The organism is Mesorhizobium sp. M0077 (assembly GCF_040322955.1).
Classification (GTDB): Bacteria; Pseudomonadota; Alphaproteobacteria; order Rhizobiales; family Rhizobiaceae; genus Mesorhizobium.
Window position 1 is genome coordinate 52,080 of record NZ_JAMYUL010000024.1, and the last position, 18,214, is coordinate 70,293.

Consider the following 18,214-nt stretch of genomic DNA (forward strand, 5'->3'; position numbering starts at 1 on the left):
CGTGGAAACGATTTCCTGGGCGGTCCCCGAACTTGATACCGACACGAATTGAACGGCTGCTGCCTTACCTCTTCCTGCTGGCCCTGCTTTGCATCGCGCTCGCTTTCCGTCCGCTACTGCCGGTCGATGAGACGCGCTATCTCAGCGTCGCCTGGGAGATGTATCTCGGTGGACATGTCTTCGTACCGACGATGAACTTTGCGCCCTATCTGCAGAAGCCGCCGCTGTTGTTCTGGCTCATCGATCTCTCTTGGAACATCTTCGGTGTGAGCCGCGCGGCGGCGATGCTCGTCATCTTCGCCGCCTCGTCGCTGGTCATCTGGCTGACGACGCTTCTGGCCAAAACCCTGTTTCCCGAGCGCCAGGACATCGCCAGCCGCATCCCCTGGCTGGTGGCCGGCAGCACCGTCTTTGTCATCTATTCGACCCTGATCCTGTTCGACATGCTTTTGACGGCCTGTGTGGTCGCCGCACTGCTGGCGTTGCTGGGCTTCGCCAGGACCGGCAACCGCTGGCAGGCGGTGCTGGCGGGTCTCTTCATCGGGCTCGGCGTGCTGGCCAAAGGCCCGGTCGTGCTCATTCACATCGGCGCGCCCGTCCTGCTCTATCCCCTCTGGCGTGACCGGCGAGCCGGCCTTGCCCCTTTGCAGTTCTTTGCCGGAGCCGGCCTGGCAATTCTCGCCGCCCTTGTCCCGGTCGCCATATGGCTGGCGCCCGCGACCATCCTGACCAAGGGTAGTTTCGTCTACGATCTCGTGTGGAACCAGTCGGCAGGTCGGGTTACCGGAAGCCTGCACAATTCGCATGGCCGGCCGTTTTACTTTTACCTGATGCTGTTGCCGCTCATGTTCGTGCCCTGGGGCTTTATCCCCCCGGTGTGGCGGCTGAGGCCGGTTGCCCGGATACGCAGCCTGATCGACACCAAATCCCCGGATCTGCGTGCCCTGCGCCTGCTGTCGTTCTCGTTCATTGCGGTGCTGCTGGTCTTCAGCGCCATATCCGGCAAGCAGCCGCACTATGTCGTGCCGGCACTACCATTCGCGACCATTCTGCTGGGCTACTTCATGGCCGAGATTTCAGTCGCCAGGCTGAGGGCTACGGCCTTTGTCATGCTTGCCCTTTTCGCCATCGGCCACGCCGCCGCCTCGGCAACCGTGTTCAAACGCTACGATCTCACGCCGCTGGCGAGCTTCATCGACGAACGAAAGGACGCGGACTGGGCCGTCGCTTACGACTATCAGGGCGAGGTCGGTTTCCTTGGGCGAATAGAGAAGCCATTCGAGAACGCCGACAAGCCTGAGGAATGGCTCAAGTCTCATCCCGGCGGCTACGTCATCGAAAAGCAATCGAAAGATCCGGGCACATCCGAACAGATCGCCTTCCGGCAGCCGGTGGAACGCGGCTATCTGGTCGTCCTGAAGGGACAGCACTGAACGTTTCGCCGGACGCCTATCCCAGCGGCTTCTCGAAGATCAGCGCCGGCAACCCCGAACCGCCGCCGCAATCGGCTGTGCTGCCGACCGGCAAAAATCCCTTCGAACGGTAGAAGGCGATGGCCGGCACGTTGGCCTCTTCCACCTCGACGCGCAACCTGTTCGCCTCGGGAAAGCTGGCTTCGACCTCGTCCAGCAAGGCCTGGCCGATGCCTTGCCGCTGGCAGGCCGGCAGTACATAGAGCTGGTTCAGCAGCACGATCTTCGCATCCGTCGTTGCGGCGGCAAAAGCCATGCCGCCGATACGCTTGCCGTCATCGGCGACCAGGAATTCCGAGTTCGGCCTTGTCAGCCGCGCCTTGAGCGAGGCGATCGAATGCCAGTCGTCGGTAATTTCGGTCACCCGCTGGGCGCCATAGATCGTGTCGTAGGTTGCGTGCCAGGTTTCGACCAGCAGCGCGCGGACGGCGGCAAGGTCACGTTCGCTGGCGGTGCGGACGAACATTGTTCTATTCGATACCGAGCTTGGCCTTGACCAGATCGTTGACCGCCTGCGGGTTGGCCTTGCCGCCGGTGGCTTTCATCACCTGGCCGACGAACCAGCCGGCCATGGTCGGCTTGGCGCGAGCCTGCTCGACCTTGTCGGGGTTGGCGGCGATCACCTCGTCGACCGCTTTCTCGATGGCGCCGGTGTCGGTGACCTGCTTCATGCCGCGGCTTTCGACCAACTGGCGCGGATCGCCGCCCTCGTTCCAGACGATCTCGAACAGATCCTTGGCGATCTTGCCGGAGATGGTGCCTTCCTTGATCAGGTCGATCACGGCACCGAGCTGCTCCGGTGTTACAGGAGCATTTTCAATGCCCTTGCCGGCCTTGTTAAGCTGGCCGAGCAGGTCATTGATGACCCAGTTGGCGGCAAGCTTGCCGTCGCGGCCCGAGGCCACCTGCTCGAAATAGTCGGCGATCGGCTTTTCCGACACCAGGATCGAGGCGTCGTATGTCGACAGGCCAAGTGAGGAGATCAGGCGCGCCTTCTTGTCGTCGGGCAGTTCCGGCAACTCCTTGGCCAGCGCGTCGACATAGGCCTGGTCGAACTCCAGCGGCAAAAGGTCGGGATCGGGGAAGTAGCGGTAGTCATGCGCCTCTTCCTTGCTGCGCATCGAGCGCGTCTCGCCTTTGACGGCGTCGAACAGCCTGGTTTCCTGATCGATCTTGCCGCCATCCTCGAGGATGGCGATCTGGCGGCGCGCCTCGAACTCGATGGCCTGGCCGATGAAGCGGATCGAGTTGACGTTCTTGATCTCACAGCGCGTACCGAATTCGCCGCCGGGCCTGCGAACGGAGACGTTGACGTCGGCGCGCATCGAGCCTTCGTCCATGTTGCCGTCGCAAGTGCCGAGATAGCGCACGATGGTGCGCAGCTTGGTGACATACGCCTTGGCCTCGTCGGCGGAGCGCATGTCCGGCTTGGAGACAATCTCCATCAGCGCCACGCCGGAGCGGTTGAGATCGACATAGGACATGGTCGGATGCTGGTCGTGCATCGACTTGCCGGCGTCCTGCTCCAGGTGCAGGCGCTCGATGCCGATCTCGATGTCCTCGAACTCGCCCTGCCGGTCGGGACCGACCGAAATGACGATCGTGCCTTCGCCGACGATCGGCTGCTTGAACTGCGATATCTGGTAACCCTGCGGCAGGTCGGGATAGAAATAGTTTTTCCGGTCGAACACCGACTTGTGGTTGATCTGCGCCTTCAATCCGAGGCCGGTGCGGATCGCCTGCTTGACGCATTCCTCATTGATGACCGGCAGCATGCCGGGCATGGCCGCGTCGACCAGACTGACATTGGCATTGGGCGCCGCGCCGAAAGTCGTCGACGCCCCGGAAAACAGCTTTGCTTCCGAGGTCACCTGCGCATGAACCTCGAGGCCGATGATGACCTCCCAATCGCCGGTGGCGCCGGGGATAAAACGTTTGGCGTCGGGCGTGCGGGTATCGATAAGGGTCATGGTGGCCTGCGCTTTTGGCTCGCGAAAACTGCGATTTTCGCGAATTTGGGTAATCGGTCTTCGCTAGTGCAAACCGCTTCGCGAGACAAGCGCCCAAAGCAGCGCAGAGCAGCGGGCTGGCTTTTCAGCCGCTTTCGGCCGCTCGGCACCGATAGAATGAACGCCGCCGGCCGGTATTCCGGTCGGCGGTCCTTTCGTCAGGTCAGGCCGTTGCGATATAGGCCCTGATTTCGTCGGCCTCGCGCTCGACATCCTCGATGCGGCGCTTGACCACGTCGCCGATCGACACGATGCCGTCGAGCAGCCCATCCTTTTCCACCGGCAGATGGCGGAAACGGCCTTTGGTCATGATCTCCATCACCTCGTTGACCGTGTGGTTCTCGTTGCAGATCTTCACTTTCGGCGTCATCGCCGAGCGTACCGTTATATCAAGTGCGGCAGCGCCTTCCCTGGCAACGACCCGCACGATGTCACGCTCGGAAAGGATGCCGACGATCTTGCGATCGCCATTGGTGATGACCAGTGCACCGATCTTGTGGTCGGCCAGGATTCGAATGGCTTCGCTGAGCTTTACATTCGGCCCGAGCGTGAACACGTCATGGCCTTTTCTCTCGAGAATTGCCTTAACCGTCATGGCGTCCTCCTCCTCCTGCTTGGCTAGCCAGCTCCCGCCCTGACCGGCTTCACATAAGAGTGAACATCGTGCGCCGTGATCGGTTGCTTTTCAAGTGTGCCAGTGGGGTGGGCCAGTGGGGTGCCCCAATAGAGTGCGCTAGTCGGGGGTGCGCTGGTCGTCGGGGATCTCCCATTCAGGCGCCCGCCAGCGCCGGTCGAACCAGCGCAACCCGAAGAAGCCGGCGACGAGGCCGCCAATGTGCGCTTCCCAGGCGATCTGGCCGGGTTCTCCGAGCCCGAGACCGTAAAGGCCGGTGGCGAGATTGATGACCATCCAGGCGCCGAGAAAATTGACGACGCCGCGCATGCGCAAAACGATTGCGATCGGCAGCACGGGACCGGCAAATGCCGCCCTGCCGGAGGAGCGGTCGGTACGGAACCCGAAGCGAGCCGCCGCACCCATCATGCCCGATATCGCCCCGGAAGCGCCGACCAGCGGTGCTTCGCCATATGGATGGACCGCCCAGAACAGCACCACCGCGGCCAGCCCGGTGGCGGCGAAAAACAAGGCGAACCAGAACCAGCCGAGACGGTTGGCCAGCGGCGACCCGAAGGCGGCCAGCGCAACCATGTTGATGGCAATGTGGGCAACGCCACCATGCATGAAGGCATAGGTGAAAGGACGGGTGAAGAGGAACCAGTCGAAACCGTATTGGCCGGTGTAGAGGACCGGAATGAAGGCGCCGTCGGTGAGCAATGTTATCTGCTGCTCTTCGGTCAGCACATATTGCTGCAGCAGGAAGACGGCAACGCAGATGCCGATCACCGCCAGCACCGCCGGTGGCAGGTTGAACACCGGCTCGCGGCGCGGCGGCGGCGCCTCCTCGGTCTGTTCGGTCTCCAAGGGGCCGGCCGGTTCGCTCATATGCTCTGATCCAGGGATTTGCGTGTCGCGAGCATCTAGGCCATGCCCGGACAAATCACAAACTACGAATCACAAAGCGCGAATCACAAACCGCGAATCAAAAAGAAGCCGTCCAAGGTTTCCCTTGAACGGCTGGTCGAGCCCCCTGCTCCCCTAAAACTATTGACCGAAGTGCTGTTGGTCGTCGCGAAACGACCGCTTCTGGAGTGGTTTTGGTGTGCCATGGCGAGCCTGTGCGCGCAACGTAAACCATTTGTTAACCTTAACGTCCCCGACCCGTGAACAAGTCTTAACGACGCTGGCACGCATCCTGCTCCGGAACGCATGTAGGTCATCGGAGGGCGCCCTTTCTGTTCACCGATGGGACCATCAGACGGCAGAATGCGCGGAGTTTCATAGCATGAACCAGAACGGATCAATCGCGCTGTTCCATTATTGGAATCGCCTGCGTGGTGGACGTCCTGCCCCAAAGCGTTCGGAGGTCGAACCGGCCGACATCAAGGCGCTTTTGGCCGACACCTTCATCCTGGAAAGGGATACGCGCGGCGAAGCGGTGTTCCGGCTTGCCGGCACCAGGCTTTGCGCCGGCTACGGCCGCGAGCTCAAGGGGTTTTCGTTCCCCTCGCTATGGCGTGAGAAGGACCAGCGGCTGGTGTCGCGCCTCATTCACGGCGTTTTCGAGCAGAAATCCGTGGTGTCGATCACTTATGAGGGATTCAGCCGCAACGGCCGTTCCAACCACTTCGAACTGCTTGCGCTGCCGCTCGATGGCGGCGTCGAGAACCCGCGCTGCCTCGGCGTCATCAGCGCCGTGGAAAAGCCGTTCTGGCTGGGCGCCGACCCGATCACCGATGCGCTGATCGATGCCATCCGCGTCATCGATCCCGACAAGGACCCGATGTTCCTGAAAAACCGGCCGGAAATATCCGTTCCGTCGTTGGCTCCCGAACTCGAAGCGCCGGAGACCATCTCGGCGCTCGGTCGGTCGCGCCGTATCCGCCACCTCGTCGTGTTCGACGGCGGGCGCGAGCAATAGTCTCCAAGCCGGCGCTAATCTTAACTATCGGGGGCCCACTTTTCCCCTTTGTTAACCTGCTTGGCTGTAGTTTTTGCCGAGATTCCACGCACGACGCGGGAATGCCAACGGGGTGTAGGCAGTCATGAGGTCAGCGGCGGTCGAATACGCACCGTCCCGCGCCGAAAGGCGTAACTTTCAGCGCGTCCGGGTCAAGATCTACGGGCGCTTCATGCTGGAGGACCGCACCGAGCACCCTTGCCAGGTCGTCGACATGTCGCCGGGCAATGTCGCGTTGCGCACCGAGCGCGTCGGCATGCCGGGCGAAAAAATCATTGCCTATATCGATCATATCGGCCGCATCGAGGGCGTGGTGACGCGCACCTCGCAGGACGGCTTCGCCATGACCGTCATTGCCTCGGATCGCAAGAAGGACAAGCTTGCCGCGCAGTTGACCTGGCTCGCCAACAAGCATGAACTCGACCTGCCGGAAGACCGTCGCCACGAACGCGTGGCGCCGCGCAACCCGACAAGCGTCCTGCAACTCACCGACGGGCGCCAGTATCAGTGCCGCATCATCGACCTGTCGCTGTCGGGCGCGGCGGTCGAGATCGACGTCAAGCCGGCGCTCGGCATCCAGGTCATGCTGGGCACCATGCGTGGCCAGGTGGTGCGTCATTTCGAGGATGGCGTCGCCATCGAATTCGCCGTCATCCAGCGCCCGGAAACGCTCGATTCCGAGTTCAACGCCCCGCGCGCCTGAACGATCGGCAACAGGCAGCAAAAACGAACCGGCCCTGCGCGGCCGGTTTTTTGTTGCCGGCGTTCCGCCTGCCTCTCCAGCTTGTAGCGGCACGCAGCAAATCCACGGCTCCACCCGGAAATCCGCGCCCCGACACCGCGGTTTTACGCCGAGACCTGAACGATTTTATATTAAAATAGGTCAAATTTTACGCGTATTCTATTGAGCTTTTACTCAATGTCTACTTCGGGTTTTTGCGTCAAATAAATCCAGCGCTGTCATTGTCTCCTCAAACGGGGAGACTGACCAATGGCGAAGATTTGGGGCAAGCTGTTGCTCTTGGCAATGGCGATGCAGCTTTCCGCTTGGGGAACGGCGCAAGCAGCAGGACCGGCCTACATGCACACTGGCGGCCGCACGACACAGCCGGTCGGTCACTACGAATTCTGCCAGAAGCTGCCGCAGGAGTGCGCTCAGCGCACGCCGAAGCAGGCACCGGTCGAACTGACCCGCAAGCTGTGGGCGGCGATCGTCGACGTCAACAATTCGGTCAACACCCGGATCGTGCCGCGCACCGATATGGAAATTTGGGGTAAGGAAGAGGTCTGGTCCTATCCCGACAGCGGCTTCGGCGACTGCGAGGACTATGCGCTGGAGAAGCGCCGCGAATTGATGGCGCTCGGCGTTCCCGCCGGCAATCTCTTGATGACCGTGGCGCGCCAACAAAATGGCGACGGCCACGCGGTGCTGACCGTGCGCACCAGCCTCGGCGAGTTCATCCTCGACAATCTGGAGTCCAAGGTGCTGTCCTGGACCGACACCGACTATACATACCTGAAGCGCCAGTCCGACCAGAATTCCGGCGTGTGGGTGACGATCAACGACGGTCGCGCCGACGCGGTTGCCAGCGTCCGCTAGGACGCCATCACAGAGGTCAAGCACATCGAATAATGCGACGTGCCTAACGAGAAAGCCCGGTCGAGTCCCCACCCTCCCCGTCCCCAACGACCGGGTTTTAAGGAGCCGGCCCCGTCCCCGGGCCGGCTCCACCATTTCTGGACCATGATCCCGAACCGGAGGACCGCGTCAGCGAAAGCGAGAAACGATTTTTTCTGCGCTGACCTGCCGTTCGGAAAAGATCATCGTCAAACAGGAATAGAGTTCAGGCCTCTTTCAGCCCGGCCTTGAAGCGCTTGCCGTTGGCGACATATTGCGCGGCCGAGGCGCGCAGCTTGGCGACCGCGGCATCGTCCAGCGTCCTGATCACCCGCGCGGGGGAGCCGACGATCAGGCAATTGTCGGGGAACTCCTTGCCTTCGGTGACCAGTGCGCCGGCGCCGACCAGGCAATTCCTGCCGATCCTGGCGCCGTTGAGCACGATGGCGCCCATGCCGATCAGGCTGTTGTCGCCGATCGTGCAGCCATGCAGCAAGGCGCGGTGGCCGATCGTGCAGCCCTGCCCGATCCTCAGGGGAAAACCGGGATCGGTGTGCATCACCGTGTGTTCCTGGACATTGCTGTCGGCACCGACGACGATCGCCTCGTTGTCGCCGCGGATGACTGCGCCAAACCAGAAGCCGGCATTGCGGCCGACGCTGATGTCGCCGATCAAGGTCGCATCGGGCGCAATCCAGTTGCTGCCGGCATCCTCGAAGCGGGGCGCTTTTCCGTCGATTGCATAGGTCGGCATTTGCAGTCTCCGATTCGTCGCAGGCCGGGACAAACCCTAGAACAATCCGAGGAAAACCGCGTGCCGGTTTTCCCCCGCAATTGCCTCAAGGCAAATACCGCGCCAGCGATTCCACCGAAAGCTGAAGCGCACCAGGAGAGCCAATGCCCCAGGAGGCAATGGCGATCAGCACGATGCCCAGCGCCAGCGCCCAGGCGATCACCGTGCAGCCGCAGGACACCAGCATCAGCATCGAAATACGGCCTTCGCGCCGCGCATCGAGCGCATCGTTGGCGAGCATGAACGGACCGGCGCAAGCGGTCGCGGCCAGCGAGCGCAGGATGTACGCCGGCGACACATAAGGCTCGGCAAAGGCAAGCCGGCGGCCCGCCGCCAGTTCCATCACGGACCCGGTAAGCCCGCAGGCAGTGAGGCCGACGGCAGAAGCGAAGAGAACGGGCAGCAGCAGGCTCATCTTTACCTTCCGTTTACCATGAGATCGCACAGTCGCGTCCAGCGCAGCAAGAGCCGTGCCACGGCATGTGTGCCGCCCAGGGACAGACGGCGGCGACGATGGGGATTGCGATGAAGCAGGCAGCGACCGCCGAAGGGTTCAACGTCGTCGATTCCGTGCTGATGAAGCGGGTGTTCTATGCCTTTGCCGCACTGGCGCTGCTGTCGCTGGCGATCAGCCTTGGCGGAAAATGGTTCGGCCGCTCGATCGCCATGGCCGGCTACACCGACGACACCACAGTCCACAGGGTGGTGATTGGCAACAATGTCATTGCCGTGCCGGCCAACGCCATCCGCTTCCTGCAGGCGCGGCGCGACGGCATCGCTTCGCGCCTCGACCTTTATCTGCGCTATCCCCAGATGGACGGCTACAGCGAAGCCGCACGCGAGGATTTCAACCACACGGGCACGGCCAAGAACATCATCTTCCTGTCGTTCGAACCGCAGATGATGTCGCGCGACATGAGCGGCCGTTTCGTGCCGATCTATAGCGCGCTCATAAGCCAGCCCGGCGCGCCCGGCCCCGGCGGCACGACGATTTACGGTTTTACGGAAAAATCAGGCTATCTCAACGAGGTGCTCGCGGTCGCCGGCCGGGCCGGCAAGGACCCGTTCGTCGCCCGCTGCCTGAGCGGACCGAGCGCCGAGGAATCGCTGGCGCCCTGCGAGCGCGACATCCAGGTCGGCGACAGCCTCAGCCTGACCTACCGCTTTCCCCGGGAGTTGCTGGGCAACTGGCCGGCGCTTGACGCCGCTATCGTCGCCGAGGCCACGCGCGTCCTGAAGACGGGGCGCTAGCCTGCCTCTGTTCGGGCGAAGCGAAGCGGCGCAGAAGTTACGAACGTTGGCGGGACAGCACCCCCCTCTGTCCTGCCGGACATCTCCCCCGCAAGGGGGGAGATTACGCCCCCATCACTACTTTCGCCAATTATCGAGGTTGCAGAAGAAGAGCCGAGGAACTGCCGATCTCCCCCCTTGCGGGGGAGATGTCCGGCAGGACAGAGGGGGGTGGGAAGGATCGCCGAGGCTTGCTCTTCATCTCCCCACTTCGTTGGAGATAGGCAACTCCGATCCCCAGTTCCGCGATCAGGCCAGATCGATGTCGAGGATCGCCATCGAGAAATTATAGTCGCCGTCGTCCTCGTCCTTGAAGACGATGCCGAGGAACTCGTCGCCGACATAGACCTCGGCCGAATCTTCCTTGCGCGGCCGCGCCTTCACCTCGAGTTTGGGATTCTGGAAGACGCGCTTGAAATAGGCGTCCAGCTTTCTGATTTCGTCCGGCTTCAAAAGTCTTCTCCGATCGTCGGGCTTGCTCGTTGGAACGCGCTTCTGGCACGTCGACAATGGCGATGTAAAGGCAAGCCGGCTGGATAGAACGCGAACCCTGGGGCCGGATGATTTCAGGTCGAATCCAAATCCGCCTCTAAATCAAGGAGGTAGAGCATGATGTCGTCCGAAAACCGCCTCACACTTTTCGGCATCATGCTTCAGAGGCAACGGCGCCGGCAACCGGACTTCAGTCCGGCGCGCCGGGTGTTGCAAATCAGATGTCGAAGCTGACGACCTGGTCCATCGATTGCGACGGCAAAAGCTGGTCCATCTGGCGCGAAGGCTGGTCGCAGCCGGTCTCGCCGACGACGCGGGCCGGTACGCCGGCAACCGTCTTGTTGTGCGGCACCGGCGACAGCACGACCGAGCCTGCCGCGATCTTCGAACAATGGCCGATCTCGATATTGCCGAGAATCTTGGCGCCGGCGCCGATCAGTACGCCGTAACGGATCTTGGGGTGGCGGTCGCCGCCGGCCTTGCCCGTGCCGCCCAGCGTCACGCCGTGCAGGATCGACACATCGTCCTCGATCACCGCCGTCTCGCCCACGACGAGGCCGGTGGCGTGGTCGATGAAGATGCCCTTGCCGATGCGGGCGGCCGGGTTGATGTCGGTCTGGAACACCGAGGACGAGCGGCTCTGCAGATAGAGCGCGAAATCCTTGCGGCCCTGATTCCACAGCCAATGTGCCAGCCTGTGCGTCTGGATCGCATGGAAACCCTTGAAATAGAGCACCGGCATGATGAAGCGGTCGCAGGCCGGATCGCGGTCGTAATAGGCCTGGATGTCGACACGCACGATCGACGACCATTCCTTGTCGTCGGCCAGCATCGACTTGAACGTCTGGCGGATGAGGTCGGAGCCGATGTCCTGATGCGCGAGCCGCTCGGCGAGCCGATGGATGACAGCTTCCTCCAGGCTCTCCTGGTTGAGGATGGTCGAATAGAGGAACGCCGCCAGAAGCGGGTCGCGGTTGACCGCTTCCATCGCCTCGTCGCGGACCGAACGCCAGATCGGATCGATCGGCTGGACCATTGTGGGGCGGGAAATGCTGATGCTGTTCATCGACGTCTTGTCCTGCGTCCTGGCCGCTTGCCTATTCTCCGGCGGCACATATAAGCCAGATCATAGCACGATTGAACTCAATTTTCCTTAGTGCTCGGTGAAATGGATTTGGTTCACGGAAATTCAAGCCGCCATGGAAAACGAACCCTTGATCGACGCTCCGCTGAAACGCGCGCTCTCCGCGCTCTATCAAGCTCCGGATCGCCACTATCACAACCTCGCCCATATAGAGGCGTTGCTGGCGCTGGCGGACGAATATCGAGCATCGCTGCATGATTCCGGCGCCGTCGAAGCCGCAATCTGGTTCCATGACGCCATCTATGACAGCCGCGCCAAGGACAACGAGGCCAGGAGTGCGGCACTTGCGCAGGACAAACTTGCCGCCCGCACCGATCCGGAGCGCCTCGGCCGCATAGCGGCGATGATCGTCGCCACCGCCACGCATGAACTGCCCAGCCTTCAACCACGGTGCCTTGCCGATGAGAACGCCCTCCGCGACGCAGCGCTTTTCCTCGACATGGACCTGGCGATCCTGGGTGCGTCAGCCGACGCTTTCGACGCCTATGAACAAGCGGTCCGCCGCGAATATGGCTGGGTCGAGGAGCCGATGTGGCGCGCCGGTCGCGGCGCGATTCTCAAGACTTTCCTCGCGCGCCAGCATATTTTTCACACGCAGGAATTCCGCCAGAGGTTCGAGCCCCAGGCCAGGCAAAACCTGGCGCGGTCTCTAGAAACGCTCAAATCCTAATCCGGAAATGTCTCCATGCGCTGCGCATAGGCTTTGAACCCGGCGCGCCTGTAGACCGATTGCGCAGCCGGATGGTCGTATGTGTCGGTATGAAGCCAGACCCCTTGCGGCGCGTGCGACCAGATGGCGCGAAGCGCCTGGTCGAGCAGGAACGGCCCAAGCCTGCGACCCTGGAAGACGGGGACCAGCCCGAAATGAACCAGCTCGACCTCAGGCTGGCCGACGCCGTTGAATTCGCACAGACCAGCCGCTTCGCCCTCGACGCGCAGCACATGGATATATGTCGAGGGCAGCGCCAGCAGGCGCTCGAGCTCTTCCGCCGGCATGCGCAGCCGCTGGTCCCACTGCACCGGCTCGCCGACAGCGCGGTAGAGGCTGAGATAGGCGGCGCGGTCCAGCCTCTCACGCACAACCCTGGCACTTGCCGCCGGGTTGGCGCGCGCAGGCGCCAGATCGGCCTGGCGCATTTCCATATAGGTGACGAAAAGTTCAACCAAAGCGGCACCGCCTCCGGCTGCAAGCCAGACGAAGATCGATCACCTGAAGGCGCCAACGGACTTGGTCGCCGCCCAAACAAAGAACAGGCCGATCACCAACGACAGCCCGTTGAGGAGGATACCCATGATGCCGAGGACATGATTGTCGTTTGAACGTCCCAGTGCCATCAAGCCAAAAACCACGCCGGTGATGTGCGCCAGCGGCGCCGCAACGAGAAACACCACCAGAAAAACCCCGCCGAGGACGTTTTGAGCGGCCAGCGACGCCTCGCCTGGCATCAACGCCAGCGTGACCACCGCCGCAAAATCCATTGCGAACGCCAGCAGGGCCAGGATCACCGAGCGTTTGCCCAAGCTGCTCCGCCCCACCACGCCGGGCATTGCTATCGTGCTTCTTCCCCATCCGGCCATTACTCGTCCCCGATCAGGTGAAAGCGCCTATCGTCGATGCCATTGCCACAAGCAGCAGGAAGCCAACCGCCAGGGAGCCGCCGTTGAGCAGGATGCCGACGACCCCAAGCACGCGGCTATCGTTCGAACGCACCAGCGCCATCAGTCCGAAAATCAATCCGGCAATATGCGCCAACGGCCCTGCCAGCAGGAAAACCGCCATGAAGAAACCCGTGGCGATGTTCTGGGCACGCTCGGATGCGTGGGTCGGAAGCGCCACCATTGTGGTCAGCGCCATCACACCGGCACCGAAGGCGAGCAGCGCCAGGATGACGGAACGCTTGCCGAACTTGCTTGTCACGACGGCGCCCGGCAGAGCGTCGGCGCTTCTTCCCCATTGTGCCATTGTTTGCCACCCCTCGCCGGCCGCCCAATCCATATCGCCCGAAAATCGCTTACCGGTTAAAGCGGATTTTCGGCATAAAACTCCAAAACCCGCTGCTTGAAGGTCTTGTCGCCCACAGCCAGCATATGGTCGCGGCCGTCTATGTGAAACACCTTGGCGTTCGGCATCAGCGCGGCGAGCTCGTCGGGCGAGCCGCCGATATCGTCTGTCGTCCCGACCGCAATCAGCGTTGGTTGGGCGATGCGCGTCATGTCGTCTTCGCTGAGCAGTTCGCGCGACGTGGCGATGCAGGCGGCCAGCGCGCGGCGGTCGCTGCGCGTCTGATCGGCAAAGGCGCGAAACGAGCGACCGCGCGGATGGCTGGTGGCGGCCGGATCGTTGGCCAGCAGCGCCTCGGCGATCGGATCCCAGTCGCCGACGCCGTCGACCATGCCGATCCCGAGCCCGCCGAAGACAAGCGTCGCCACCTTGTCGGGATCCGACAGTGCCAGGAACGCCGCGATGCGCGCGCCCATCGAATAGCCCATGACATGCGCGCGGCCGATGCCAAGATGGTCGAGCAGGGCCGCCGCGTCCGAGCCCATCTTGGCCGGGGTGTAGTCGGCCTCGTCATAGCTTTTCGACGACGAGCCGTGGCCGCGATTGTCGAAGGCGATGGCGCGATAGCCGGCATCGTTCAGCGTCTTGAACCAGCCGGGCGATACCCAGTTGACATAGTGGCTGGAGGCAAAGCCGTGGATCATCAGCACCGGATCGCCCGCCCCCGACGCCGGCTGGCGGTCGAGGAAGGCGAAGTCGAACCCGTCATGGGAGAAGAATTGCATCGGGAGCGGCTCAGCCGGCGCCGGGCGTGGGCGCGTTGCCCTTGTCCGATGGCGGCATGCCGGGGCCGGACACCGTGCCGACGGCCGGATGGCGCAGCAGATCGCCATAGTCGATGCCGTTTTTGGCGGCGGTGCCGGCCTTGAGCTCCAGCACGAAGCGCACTGGCACACCCGGCGAGATGACTGCATCGGACAATGGAGTGCCGTGCTTGACGGCCCGGACCTTGCCGTCCTGTCCAACAAAGATCAGGTCGAGCGGCATCGGCGTGTTGTGCATCCAGAAGCCGACCTGCTTCTGCATCTCGAAGACGAACAGCATGCCATGATTGTCGGCCATATCCTGGCGATACATCAGGCCGGCCTCGCGTTCCGAGTCGGTGTCGGCGACTTCGATCGAAAAGGATTTATCGCCCCCTTTCGTCGCCACGACCAAGGGTGTCGGATCGACGGGAAGGATCATCGCCTGACCGCCGGCGATCGTCTGCTGGGATGCGGTCGGCTGCCCGGAATAGAAGTAAGCGCCTGCGGCTACCGCAACGATGACGCAGAGCGCGCCCGCTGTCAGCCAGTTCCTGTACGCCATTGGAAATCCTCGACCAAAGACCATGATCCCTAAAAGTGGTCTCAGGTATTCGGATAAGATCGTGGTGAAACCAAGAAAAACGCCGTCCTGACTTCCTCAGGAAGGCTCGCGTCCTAATGCGCGACCGGCAAGGTGCCCATATCAGGGTGAATCTCGGCAGCCATGAGGCCCTTGTCACCGCGTCCGAAACGCACCAGCACGACCTGTCCGGGCCTGAGCTCGGTGATGCCATAGCGGCGCAGCGTCTCCATATGGACGAAGATATCCTCGGTGCCCTCGCCGCGCGTCAGAAAGCCGAAGCCCTTGGTGCGGTTGAACCACTTAACCAGCGCCCGCTCGAGCCCGCTTTCCGGCGTCACCGCCACATGGGTGCGCTGTTCCTGCATCTCGGCCGGATGGACCGCGGTGGCGGTGTCCATGGACAGCACCCGGAAAGCCTGCAAACCACGGTCGCCATGCTTGACAAGGCACACGACACGCGCGCCCTCCAATGCCGTCTGAAAACCGTCCTTTCGAAGGCAGGTGACATGGAGGAGGATGTCGCCCGAGGAACCGTCATCGGGTAGTATGAAACCGTAGCCCTTGGCCACGTCGAACCATTTGATGGCGCCGGCGATTTCGACAAGGTCGGCGCTATCGCCGCCACTGTCGCGCTTCAGGGCGTCGTCAAGGTTCTCATCCCGCCTCGTGAAAGAGGCCTTATCCCCCATAAGAACGCCCCCTTTTTTTCAAGAAAACCGCAAGTGATTCTTGACATTAGATTAACACCGCCGCTTCCGGGGTGTGCAAGACCTGCCGTGCCTTTTTTCACGGTTGAATACAGGAATAGCTGACTTGTTGTTTGCCGGCGTCGCTGCCGGCTGCAATGGCGATCCGTCAAGGCCGTCAACCGGTCGGCAATTTGCATCGGATTTTGCCGAAATCGGCAACCACTTGTGGTCGGACGCTTTTGTCAGAGCAACCTGATTTTCCAAAAACCGGTGATCACTTTTCCAGTCCGATGCTCGTTGCCCTCCGACGGGGTGGACCTTATGTTGCCTCGCAACCCAAACATCCCCGAGGAAATCCCATGCGCTACCTCCACACAATGGTCCGTGTCGCCGACGTCGATGTCTCGCTCGATTTCTACTGCAACAAGCTCGGCCTGAAGGAAGTGCGCCGCTACGAAAACGAGCAGGGCCGCTTCACGCTGATCTTCCTCGCCGCCTCCGAGGATGTAGAAAGCGGCATCACTGAGAAGGCGCCGCTGATCGAACTGACCTACAATTGGGATCCGGAGGAGTACAAGGGCGGCCGCAATTTCGGCCATCTCGCCTATGAGGTCGACGACATCTACGCCACCTGCCAGCATCTGATGGACAATGGCGTCGTCATCAACCGGCCGCCGCGCGACGGCAACATGGCCTTCGTCAAGTCGCCGGACGGCATCTCCTTCGAACTGCTGCAGAAGGGCCCGGCCAAACCCAAGGCCGAGCCGTGGGCATCGATGCCGAACACCGGCACCTGGTAGCGATCACGCCATCTTGAGCGAGGCGGCCGCGCCGACAAGCCGGCCGCCTTTGCCATTTCGACCAACGGCACCTATTTACCTGCCTGTCGCGCCAGCCAAGCAAAGCCAGTGCCTCATCCAGGAGAATTCATTTATGCCGACCAGCCGTGCCGATGTCACCACCGCATATGCCAGCCGCTATTTGCAGCAGCTGTGCAAGCACTGGGCGCACAAATTTCCCGTCGTGTTCGATCCAAACCACGGCACCATCGATCTGTCGCTCGGCCGCACGGTTCTCGATGCCGATGCGGCAGCGCTGCATATCACGGTGTCGACGGAGGAAAGCGGATCGCTGGAGCGCATGGAGAGCGTTGTTGCCGATCACATCAAGCGCTTTGCCTTCCGCGAGGAACTGACTTTCGAGTGGAAGCAGGCTCCGGCGACCTGATCTGCTGTCAGCCGCAACGCCGAACGCCGGAAGCTGCCAGCCCCGGGCGACGTTATGGCGTCACTTGGTTGCGACGCCATCTGAACCGTCGGAACGACGGATCGATCAGAACTTGTAGTTCAGGCCGATCTTGATCGTATGGGCGTCGATCTTCACCTTTGCGTCGTTGCCCTCGATATCTGTCAAACGGACCTTACCGAAGTCGAAGTACTGGTATTCCAGCTTCGTGGTCCATTTGTCGGCGAAGGCCCATTCGACACCGCCACCGATCGTATAGCCGAAGCGGCCTCCGCTCTTCGATGCGCTGCTGTCCGGGTCGGGCACCCCGTCAAAATCGAAAGTATCGCCATAACTCAATTTGTAGTGAGTCGCCGCCGCGCCGCCCTTGGCGTAGATCACCAGCCTGTCGGTGGCGTAGCCCAGACGTGCCGTCAGATCGCCATAGACGCCCAGTTTCGCCGATCCGAAATTGTCGGGCTCTTCGACGATAGTCCTGTCGCCATCGAGGCCGAGATAGCCCAGATCGGCTTCGACGCCATAGACGAATGCTCCAGACTGCCAGTTGTAACCGGCCTGAACGCCGCCGAGGAAGCCGTCGGTATCGACGTCATGGGTCTGACCAAGCTCCTCGTCGAAGAAGGAATCCGTCTGGTCGACCGCGTCACCGCGTCCCCAGCCATAGCCGGCGTTGATGCCGACATAGCCACCCGACCAGACAAACCCTGCCGGTACGGTCTCAATCACGTCGGCGGCGAACGTCGCGCCGCAAGCCGAAATCAGGAAAGTGGATGCGAGAAGCAGACGTTTCATGAAACTCCCCAATGCAGTCGGAAAGAGCATAGCACAGACATGCAATATTCATTAAGCTGCCCAGGCCGGAAAATCGGAAATTGTTGCAGAAAACAACTGTTTAGCCGAGACTTAATTAGCATCGCAACCGCAACGCAGATCTAAGCGATTCAAAGCGAACGCGCCATCTGCAGCAGCGCCAGCACCGACCGCCAGTTGCGCGCGGTGCCGGGCACTTTCAGCACGCGCGGGATGAGATTGGCGAACACCGATTTGCCGAGCCCGTCCGGCGCCTTGAGGTAGAGCACGTCGTCCCTGACCTCGAAGCTTTCCGGGCCGGTGCATTTTTCGGCAAGCCTGGCGATCTCGTCCGCCGTCGGCTGGCGCTCCAGCGTGTAGGCGTGAAGCTTGGTCGGATCGCCGGCGACTTCCGGATAAGGATTCTCCTTCACCAACCGTTCGAACCAGGAGAGATCGCGCACCATGATGCGCGAGTGAAAGCCCCATTTTTTCTCGAACGCCATTTCGATCTGTTTCGCCAGCGTGGCGGCGTCGCCCTTCTTGGTCCGGAACACGACATTGCCGCTCTGCACATAACTGGCGACATCGGTGAAGCCTAGCTGTTTGATCCCAGGCTTTGATGGCGCATACTTTTCGTCCGAATCAAAGGATGCGCTATGGGCCAGGTTCTTCATGGGAGCGCCACGACGACAGAGGCGATCCG

24 protein-coding genes are annotated in these 18,214 nt (G+C 61.8%); 8 read left to right on the forward strand and 16 right to left on the reverse strand.

All coding sequences use genetic code 11. The annotated features are described in order from the left end of the window. The first annotated feature begins 32 nt into the window (after window positions 1–32). On the forward strand, window positions 33–1,433 hold the full coding sequence (locus NKJ57_RS29185) for an ArnT family glycosyltransferase (RefSeq protein ID WP_352513671.1): 1,401 nt from the start codon (window positions 33–35) through the stop codon (window positions 1,431–1,433). A 16-nt stretch (window positions 1,434–1,449) separates the two neighbouring features. Here NKJ57_RS29185 and NKJ57_RS29190 read toward each other — a convergent pair whose 3' ends face one another. The 4 genes from NKJ57_RS29190 to NKJ57_RS29205 form a co-directional block, all read right to left on the reverse strand. Next, the gene (locus NKJ57_RS29190; RefSeq protein WP_352513670.1) at window positions 1,450–1,938 is read right to left on the reverse strand and encodes a GNAT family N-acetyltransferase; all 489 of its coding nucleotides are present in this window, start codon (window positions 1,936–1,938) and stop codon (window positions 1,450–1,452) included. Between the two features lie 4 nt (window positions 1,939–1,942). Continuing rightward, the gene (gatB, locus tag NKJ57_RS29195; RefSeq protein ID WP_352513669.1) at window positions 1,943–3,442 is read right to left on the reverse strand and encodes an Asp-tRNA(Asn)/Glu-tRNA(Gln) amidotransferase subunit GatB; all 1,500 of its coding nucleotides are present in this window, start codon (window positions 3,440–3,442) and stop codon (window positions 1,943–1,945) included. A gap of 202 nt (window positions 3,443–3,644) precedes the next feature. Continuing rightward, entirely contained in the window at window positions 3,645–4,076 is a 432-nt protein-coding gene (locus NKJ57_RS29200; protein ID WP_023667498.1) for a CBS domain-containing protein, read from the reverse strand. A 138-nt stretch (window positions 4,077–4,214) separates the two neighbouring features. Beyond that, the gene (locus tag NKJ57_RS29205; protein WP_352513668.1) at window positions 4,215–4,982 is read right to left on the reverse strand and encodes a rhomboid family intramembrane serine protease; all 768 of its coding nucleotides are present in this window, start codon (window positions 4,980–4,982) and stop codon (window positions 4,215–4,217) included. 400 nt (window positions 4,983–5,382) lie between these two features. Here NKJ57_RS29205 and NKJ57_RS29210 point away from each other — a divergent pair, with 400 nt between their 5' ends. The 3 genes from NKJ57_RS29210 to NKJ57_RS29220 all read left to right on the forward strand — a co-directional run bounded on the left by NKJ57_RS29210 (window position 5,383) and on the right by NKJ57_RS29220 (window position 7,657). Further along, window positions 5,383–6,018 (forward strand): PAS domain-containing protein, encoded by a 636-nt coding sequence (locus tag NKJ57_RS29210; protein ID WP_023695380.1) that lies wholly within the window; start codon window positions 5,383–5,385, stop codon window positions 6,016–6,018. A 124-nt stretch (window positions 6,019–6,142) separates the two neighbouring features. Next, window positions 6,143–6,760, forward strand: coding sequence for a PilZ domain-containing protein (locus tag NKJ57_RS29215; RefSeq protein WP_023667501.1), 618 nt, complete (start codon window positions 6,143–6,145; stop codon window positions 6,758–6,760). A 288-nt stretch (window positions 6,761–7,048) separates the two neighbouring features. Then, window positions 7,049–7,657 carry a transglutaminase-like cysteine peptidase gene (locus tag NKJ57_RS29220; protein WP_352513667.1) on the forward strand — a complete coding sequence of 203 codons (609 nt, stop codon included), beginning with the start codon at window positions 7,049–7,051 and terminating at the stop codon, window positions 7,655–7,657. A gap of 244 nt (window positions 7,658–7,901) precedes the next feature. Here the strand turns inward: NKJ57_RS29220 and NKJ57_RS29225 are convergent, their stop codons facing one another. Together NKJ57_RS29225 and NKJ57_RS29230 are read right to left on the reverse strand one after the other, a co-directional pair. Beyond that, entirely contained in the window at window positions 7,902–8,429 is a 528-nt protein-coding gene (locus NKJ57_RS29225) for a gamma carbonic anhydrase family protein (RefSeq protein WP_352513666.1), read from the reverse strand. 85 nt (window positions 8,430–8,514) lie between these two features. Beyond that, window positions 8,515–8,883, reverse strand: a complete 369-nt coding sequence (locus NKJ57_RS29230; protein ID WP_352513665.1) for a DUF6949 family protein — start codon at window positions 8,881–8,883, stop codon at window positions 8,515–8,517. A 110-nt stretch (window positions 8,884–8,993) separates the two neighbouring features. Here NKJ57_RS29230 and NKJ57_RS29235 point away from each other — a divergent pair, with 110 nt between their 5' ends. Next, window positions 8,994–9,719 (forward strand): hypothetical protein, encoded by a 726-nt coding sequence (locus tag NKJ57_RS29235; RefSeq protein ID WP_352513664.1) that lies wholly within the window; start codon window positions 8,994–8,996, stop codon window positions 9,717–9,719. A 288-nt stretch (window positions 9,720–10,007) separates the two neighbouring features. On the opposite strand, the gene NKJ57_RS29240 is transcribed toward NKJ57_RS29235, so the two are convergent. Both NKJ57_RS29240 and cysE read right to left on the reverse strand, forming a co-directional pair. Continuing rightward, entirely contained in the window at window positions 10,008–10,211 is a 204-nt protein-coding gene (locus tag NKJ57_RS29240) for a DUF3126 family protein (protein ID WP_006200852.1), read from the reverse strand. Between the two features lie 256 nt (window positions 10,212–10,467). After that, window positions 10,468–11,316: a serine O-acetyltransferase gene (cysE, locus tag NKJ57_RS29245; RefSeq protein ID WP_023691209.1), complete on the reverse strand. Its 849-nt coding sequence runs from the start codon at window positions 11,314–11,316 to the stop codon at window positions 10,468–10,470. Window positions 11,317–11,449: 133 nt separating this feature from the next. Here cysE and NKJ57_RS29250 point away from each other — a divergent pair, with 133 nt between their 5' ends. Then, window positions 11,450–12,064: an HD domain-containing protein gene (locus NKJ57_RS29250; RefSeq protein ID WP_023681513.1), complete on the forward strand. Its 615-nt coding sequence runs from the start codon at window positions 11,450–11,452 to the stop codon at window positions 12,062–12,064. Here NKJ57_RS29250 and NKJ57_RS29255 read toward each other — a convergent pair. The 6 genes from NKJ57_RS29255 to NKJ57_RS29280 all read right to left on the reverse strand — a co-directional run bounded on the left by NKJ57_RS29255 (window position 12,061) and on the right by NKJ57_RS29280 (window position 15,474). After that, window positions 12,061–12,561: a GNAT family N-acetyltransferase gene (locus NKJ57_RS29255; RefSeq protein WP_023691208.1), complete on the reverse strand. Its 501-nt coding sequence runs from the start codon at window positions 12,559–12,561 to the stop codon at window positions 12,061–12,063. The genes NKJ57_RS29250 and NKJ57_RS29255 overlap by 4 nt on opposite strands. Before the next feature lie 39 nt (window positions 12,562–12,600). Next, window positions 12,601–12,915 (reverse strand): hypothetical protein, encoded by a 315-nt coding sequence (locus tag NKJ57_RS29260; protein ID WP_023744842.1) that lies wholly within the window; start codon window positions 12,913–12,915, stop codon window positions 12,601–12,603. Window positions 12,916–12,985: 70 nt separating this feature from the next. After that, window positions 12,986–13,357: a hypothetical protein gene (locus tag NKJ57_RS29265; RefSeq protein ID WP_023741428.1), complete on the reverse strand. Its 372-nt coding sequence runs from the start codon at window positions 13,355–13,357 to the stop codon at window positions 12,986–12,988. A gap of 56 nt (window positions 13,358–13,413) precedes the next feature. Beyond that, complete coding sequence (locus NKJ57_RS29270; protein WP_023681517.1) at window positions 13,414–14,181, reverse strand: alpha/beta fold hydrolase; 768 nt, start codon at window positions 14,179–14,181, stop codon at window positions 13,414–13,416. Between the two features lie 10 nt (window positions 14,182–14,191). Beyond that, entirely contained in the window at window positions 14,192–14,764 is a 573-nt protein-coding gene (locus NKJ57_RS29275; RefSeq protein ID WP_023681518.1) for a DUF192 domain-containing protein, read from the reverse strand. Between the two features lie 113 nt (window positions 14,765–14,877). Then, window positions 14,878–15,474 carry a cold-shock protein gene (locus NKJ57_RS29280; protein ID WP_027050415.1) on the reverse strand — a complete coding sequence of 199 codons (597 nt, stop codon included), beginning with the start codon at window positions 15,472–15,474 and terminating at the stop codon, window positions 14,878–14,880. Window positions 15,475–15,833: 359 nt separating this feature from the next. Here NKJ57_RS29280 and NKJ57_RS29285 point away from each other — a divergent pair, with 359 nt between their 5' ends. Together NKJ57_RS29285 and NKJ57_RS29290 are read left to right on the forward strand one after the other, a co-directional pair. Next, complete coding sequence (locus NKJ57_RS29285) at window positions 15,834–16,274, forward strand: VOC family protein (protein WP_023681520.1); 441 nt, start codon at window positions 15,834–15,836, stop codon at window positions 16,272–16,274. Window positions 16,275–16,407: 133 nt separating this feature from the next. Further along, window positions 16,408–16,701 carry a DUF2218 domain-containing protein gene (locus NKJ57_RS29290; RefSeq protein ID WP_023744840.1) on the forward strand — a complete coding sequence of 98 codons (294 nt, stop codon included), beginning with the start codon at window positions 16,408–16,410 and terminating at the stop codon, window positions 16,699–16,701. A gap of 105 nt (window positions 16,702–16,806) precedes the next feature. On the opposite strand, the gene NKJ57_RS29295 is transcribed toward NKJ57_RS29290, so the two are convergent. Next, window positions 16,807–17,511, reverse strand: a complete 705-nt coding sequence (locus NKJ57_RS29295) for an outer membrane protein (protein ID WP_023691203.1) — start codon at window positions 17,509–17,511, stop codon at window positions 16,807–16,809. A 149-nt stretch (window positions 17,512–17,660) separates the two neighbouring features. After that, window positions 17,661–18,185, reverse strand: coding sequence for a DUF1697 domain-containing protein (locus tag NKJ57_RS29300; RefSeq protein ID WP_352513780.1), 525 nt, complete (start codon window positions 18,183–18,185; stop codon window positions 17,661–17,663). Between the last annotated feature and the right edge of the window lie 29 nt (window positions 18,186–18,214).

Coding starts and splice junctions, on each gene's coding strand:
- NKJ57_RS29190 (WP_352513670.1), bottom strand. CDS start 1,938: ATGTTCGTCCGCACCGCCAGCGAACGTGACCTTGCCGCCGTCCGCGCG.
- gatB (WP_352513669.1), bottom strand. CDS start 3,442: ATGACCCTTATCGATACCCGCACGCCCGACGCCAAACGTTTTATCCCC.
- NKJ57_RS29200 (WP_023667498.1), bottom strand. CDS start 4,076: ATGACGGTTAAGGCAATTCTCGAGAGAAAAGGCCATGACGTGTTCACG.
- NKJ57_RS29205 (WP_352513668.1), bottom strand. CDS start 4,982: ATGAGCGAACCGGCCGGCCCCTTGGAGACCGAACAGACCGAGGAGGCG.
- NKJ57_RS29210 (WP_023695380.1), top strand. CDS start 5,383: ATGAACCAGAACGGATCAATCGCGCTGTTCCATTATTGGAATCGCCTG.
- NKJ57_RS29215 (WP_023667501.1), top strand. CDS start 6,143: ATGAGGTCAGCGGCGGTCGAATACGCACCGTCCCGCGCCGAAAGGCGT.
- NKJ57_RS29220 (WP_352513667.1), top strand. CDS start 7,049: ATGGCGAAGATTTGGGGCAAGCTGTTGCTCTTGGCAATGGCGATGCAG.
- NKJ57_RS29225 (WP_352513666.1), bottom strand. CDS start 8,429: ATGCCGACCTATGCAATCGACGGAAAAGCGCCCCGCTTCGAGGATGCC.
- NKJ57_RS29230 (WP_352513665.1), bottom strand. CDS start 8,883: ATGAGCCTGCTGCTGCCCGTTCTCTTCGCTTCTGCCGTCGGCCTCACT.
- NKJ57_RS29235 (WP_352513664.1), top strand. CDS start 8,994: ATGAAGCAGGCAGCGACCGCCGAAGGGTTCAACGTCGTCGATTCCGTG.
- cysE (WP_023691209.1), bottom strand. CDS start 11,316: ATGAACAGCATCAGCATTTCCCGCCCCACAATGGTCCAGCCGATCGAT.
- NKJ57_RS29250 (WP_023681513.1), top strand. CDS start 11,450: ATGGAAAACGAACCCTTGATCGACGCTCCGCTGAAACGCGCGCTCTCC.
- NKJ57_RS29265 (WP_023741428.1), bottom strand. CDS start 13,357: ATGGCACAATGGGGAAGAAGCGCCGACGCTCTGCCGGGCGCCGTCGTG.
- NKJ57_RS29270 (WP_023681517.1), bottom strand. CDS start 14,181: ATGCAATTCTTCTCCCATGACGGGTTCGACTTCGCCTTCCTCGACCGC.
- NKJ57_RS29275 (WP_023681518.1), bottom strand. CDS start 14,764: ATGGCGTACAGGAACTGGCTGACAGCGGGCGCGCTCTGCGTCATCGTT.
- NKJ57_RS29280 (WP_027050415.1), bottom strand. CDS start 15,474: ATGGGGGATAAGGCCTCTTTCACGAGGCGGGATGAGAACCTTGACGAC.
- NKJ57_RS29285 (WP_023681520.1), top strand. CDS start 15,834: ATGCGCTACCTCCACACAATGGTCCGTGTCGCCGACGTCGATGTCTCG.
- NKJ57_RS29290 (WP_023744840.1), top strand. CDS start 16,408: ATGCCGACCAGCCGTGCCGATGTCACCACCGCATATGCCAGCCGCTAT.
- NKJ57_RS29295 (WP_023691203.1), bottom strand. CDS start 17,511: ATGAAACGTCTGCTTCTCGCATCCACTTTCCTGATTTCGGCTTGCGGC.
- NKJ57_RS29300 (WP_352513780.1), bottom strand. CDS start 18,185: ATGAAGAACCTGGCCCATAGCGCATCCTTTGATTCGGACGAAAAGTAT.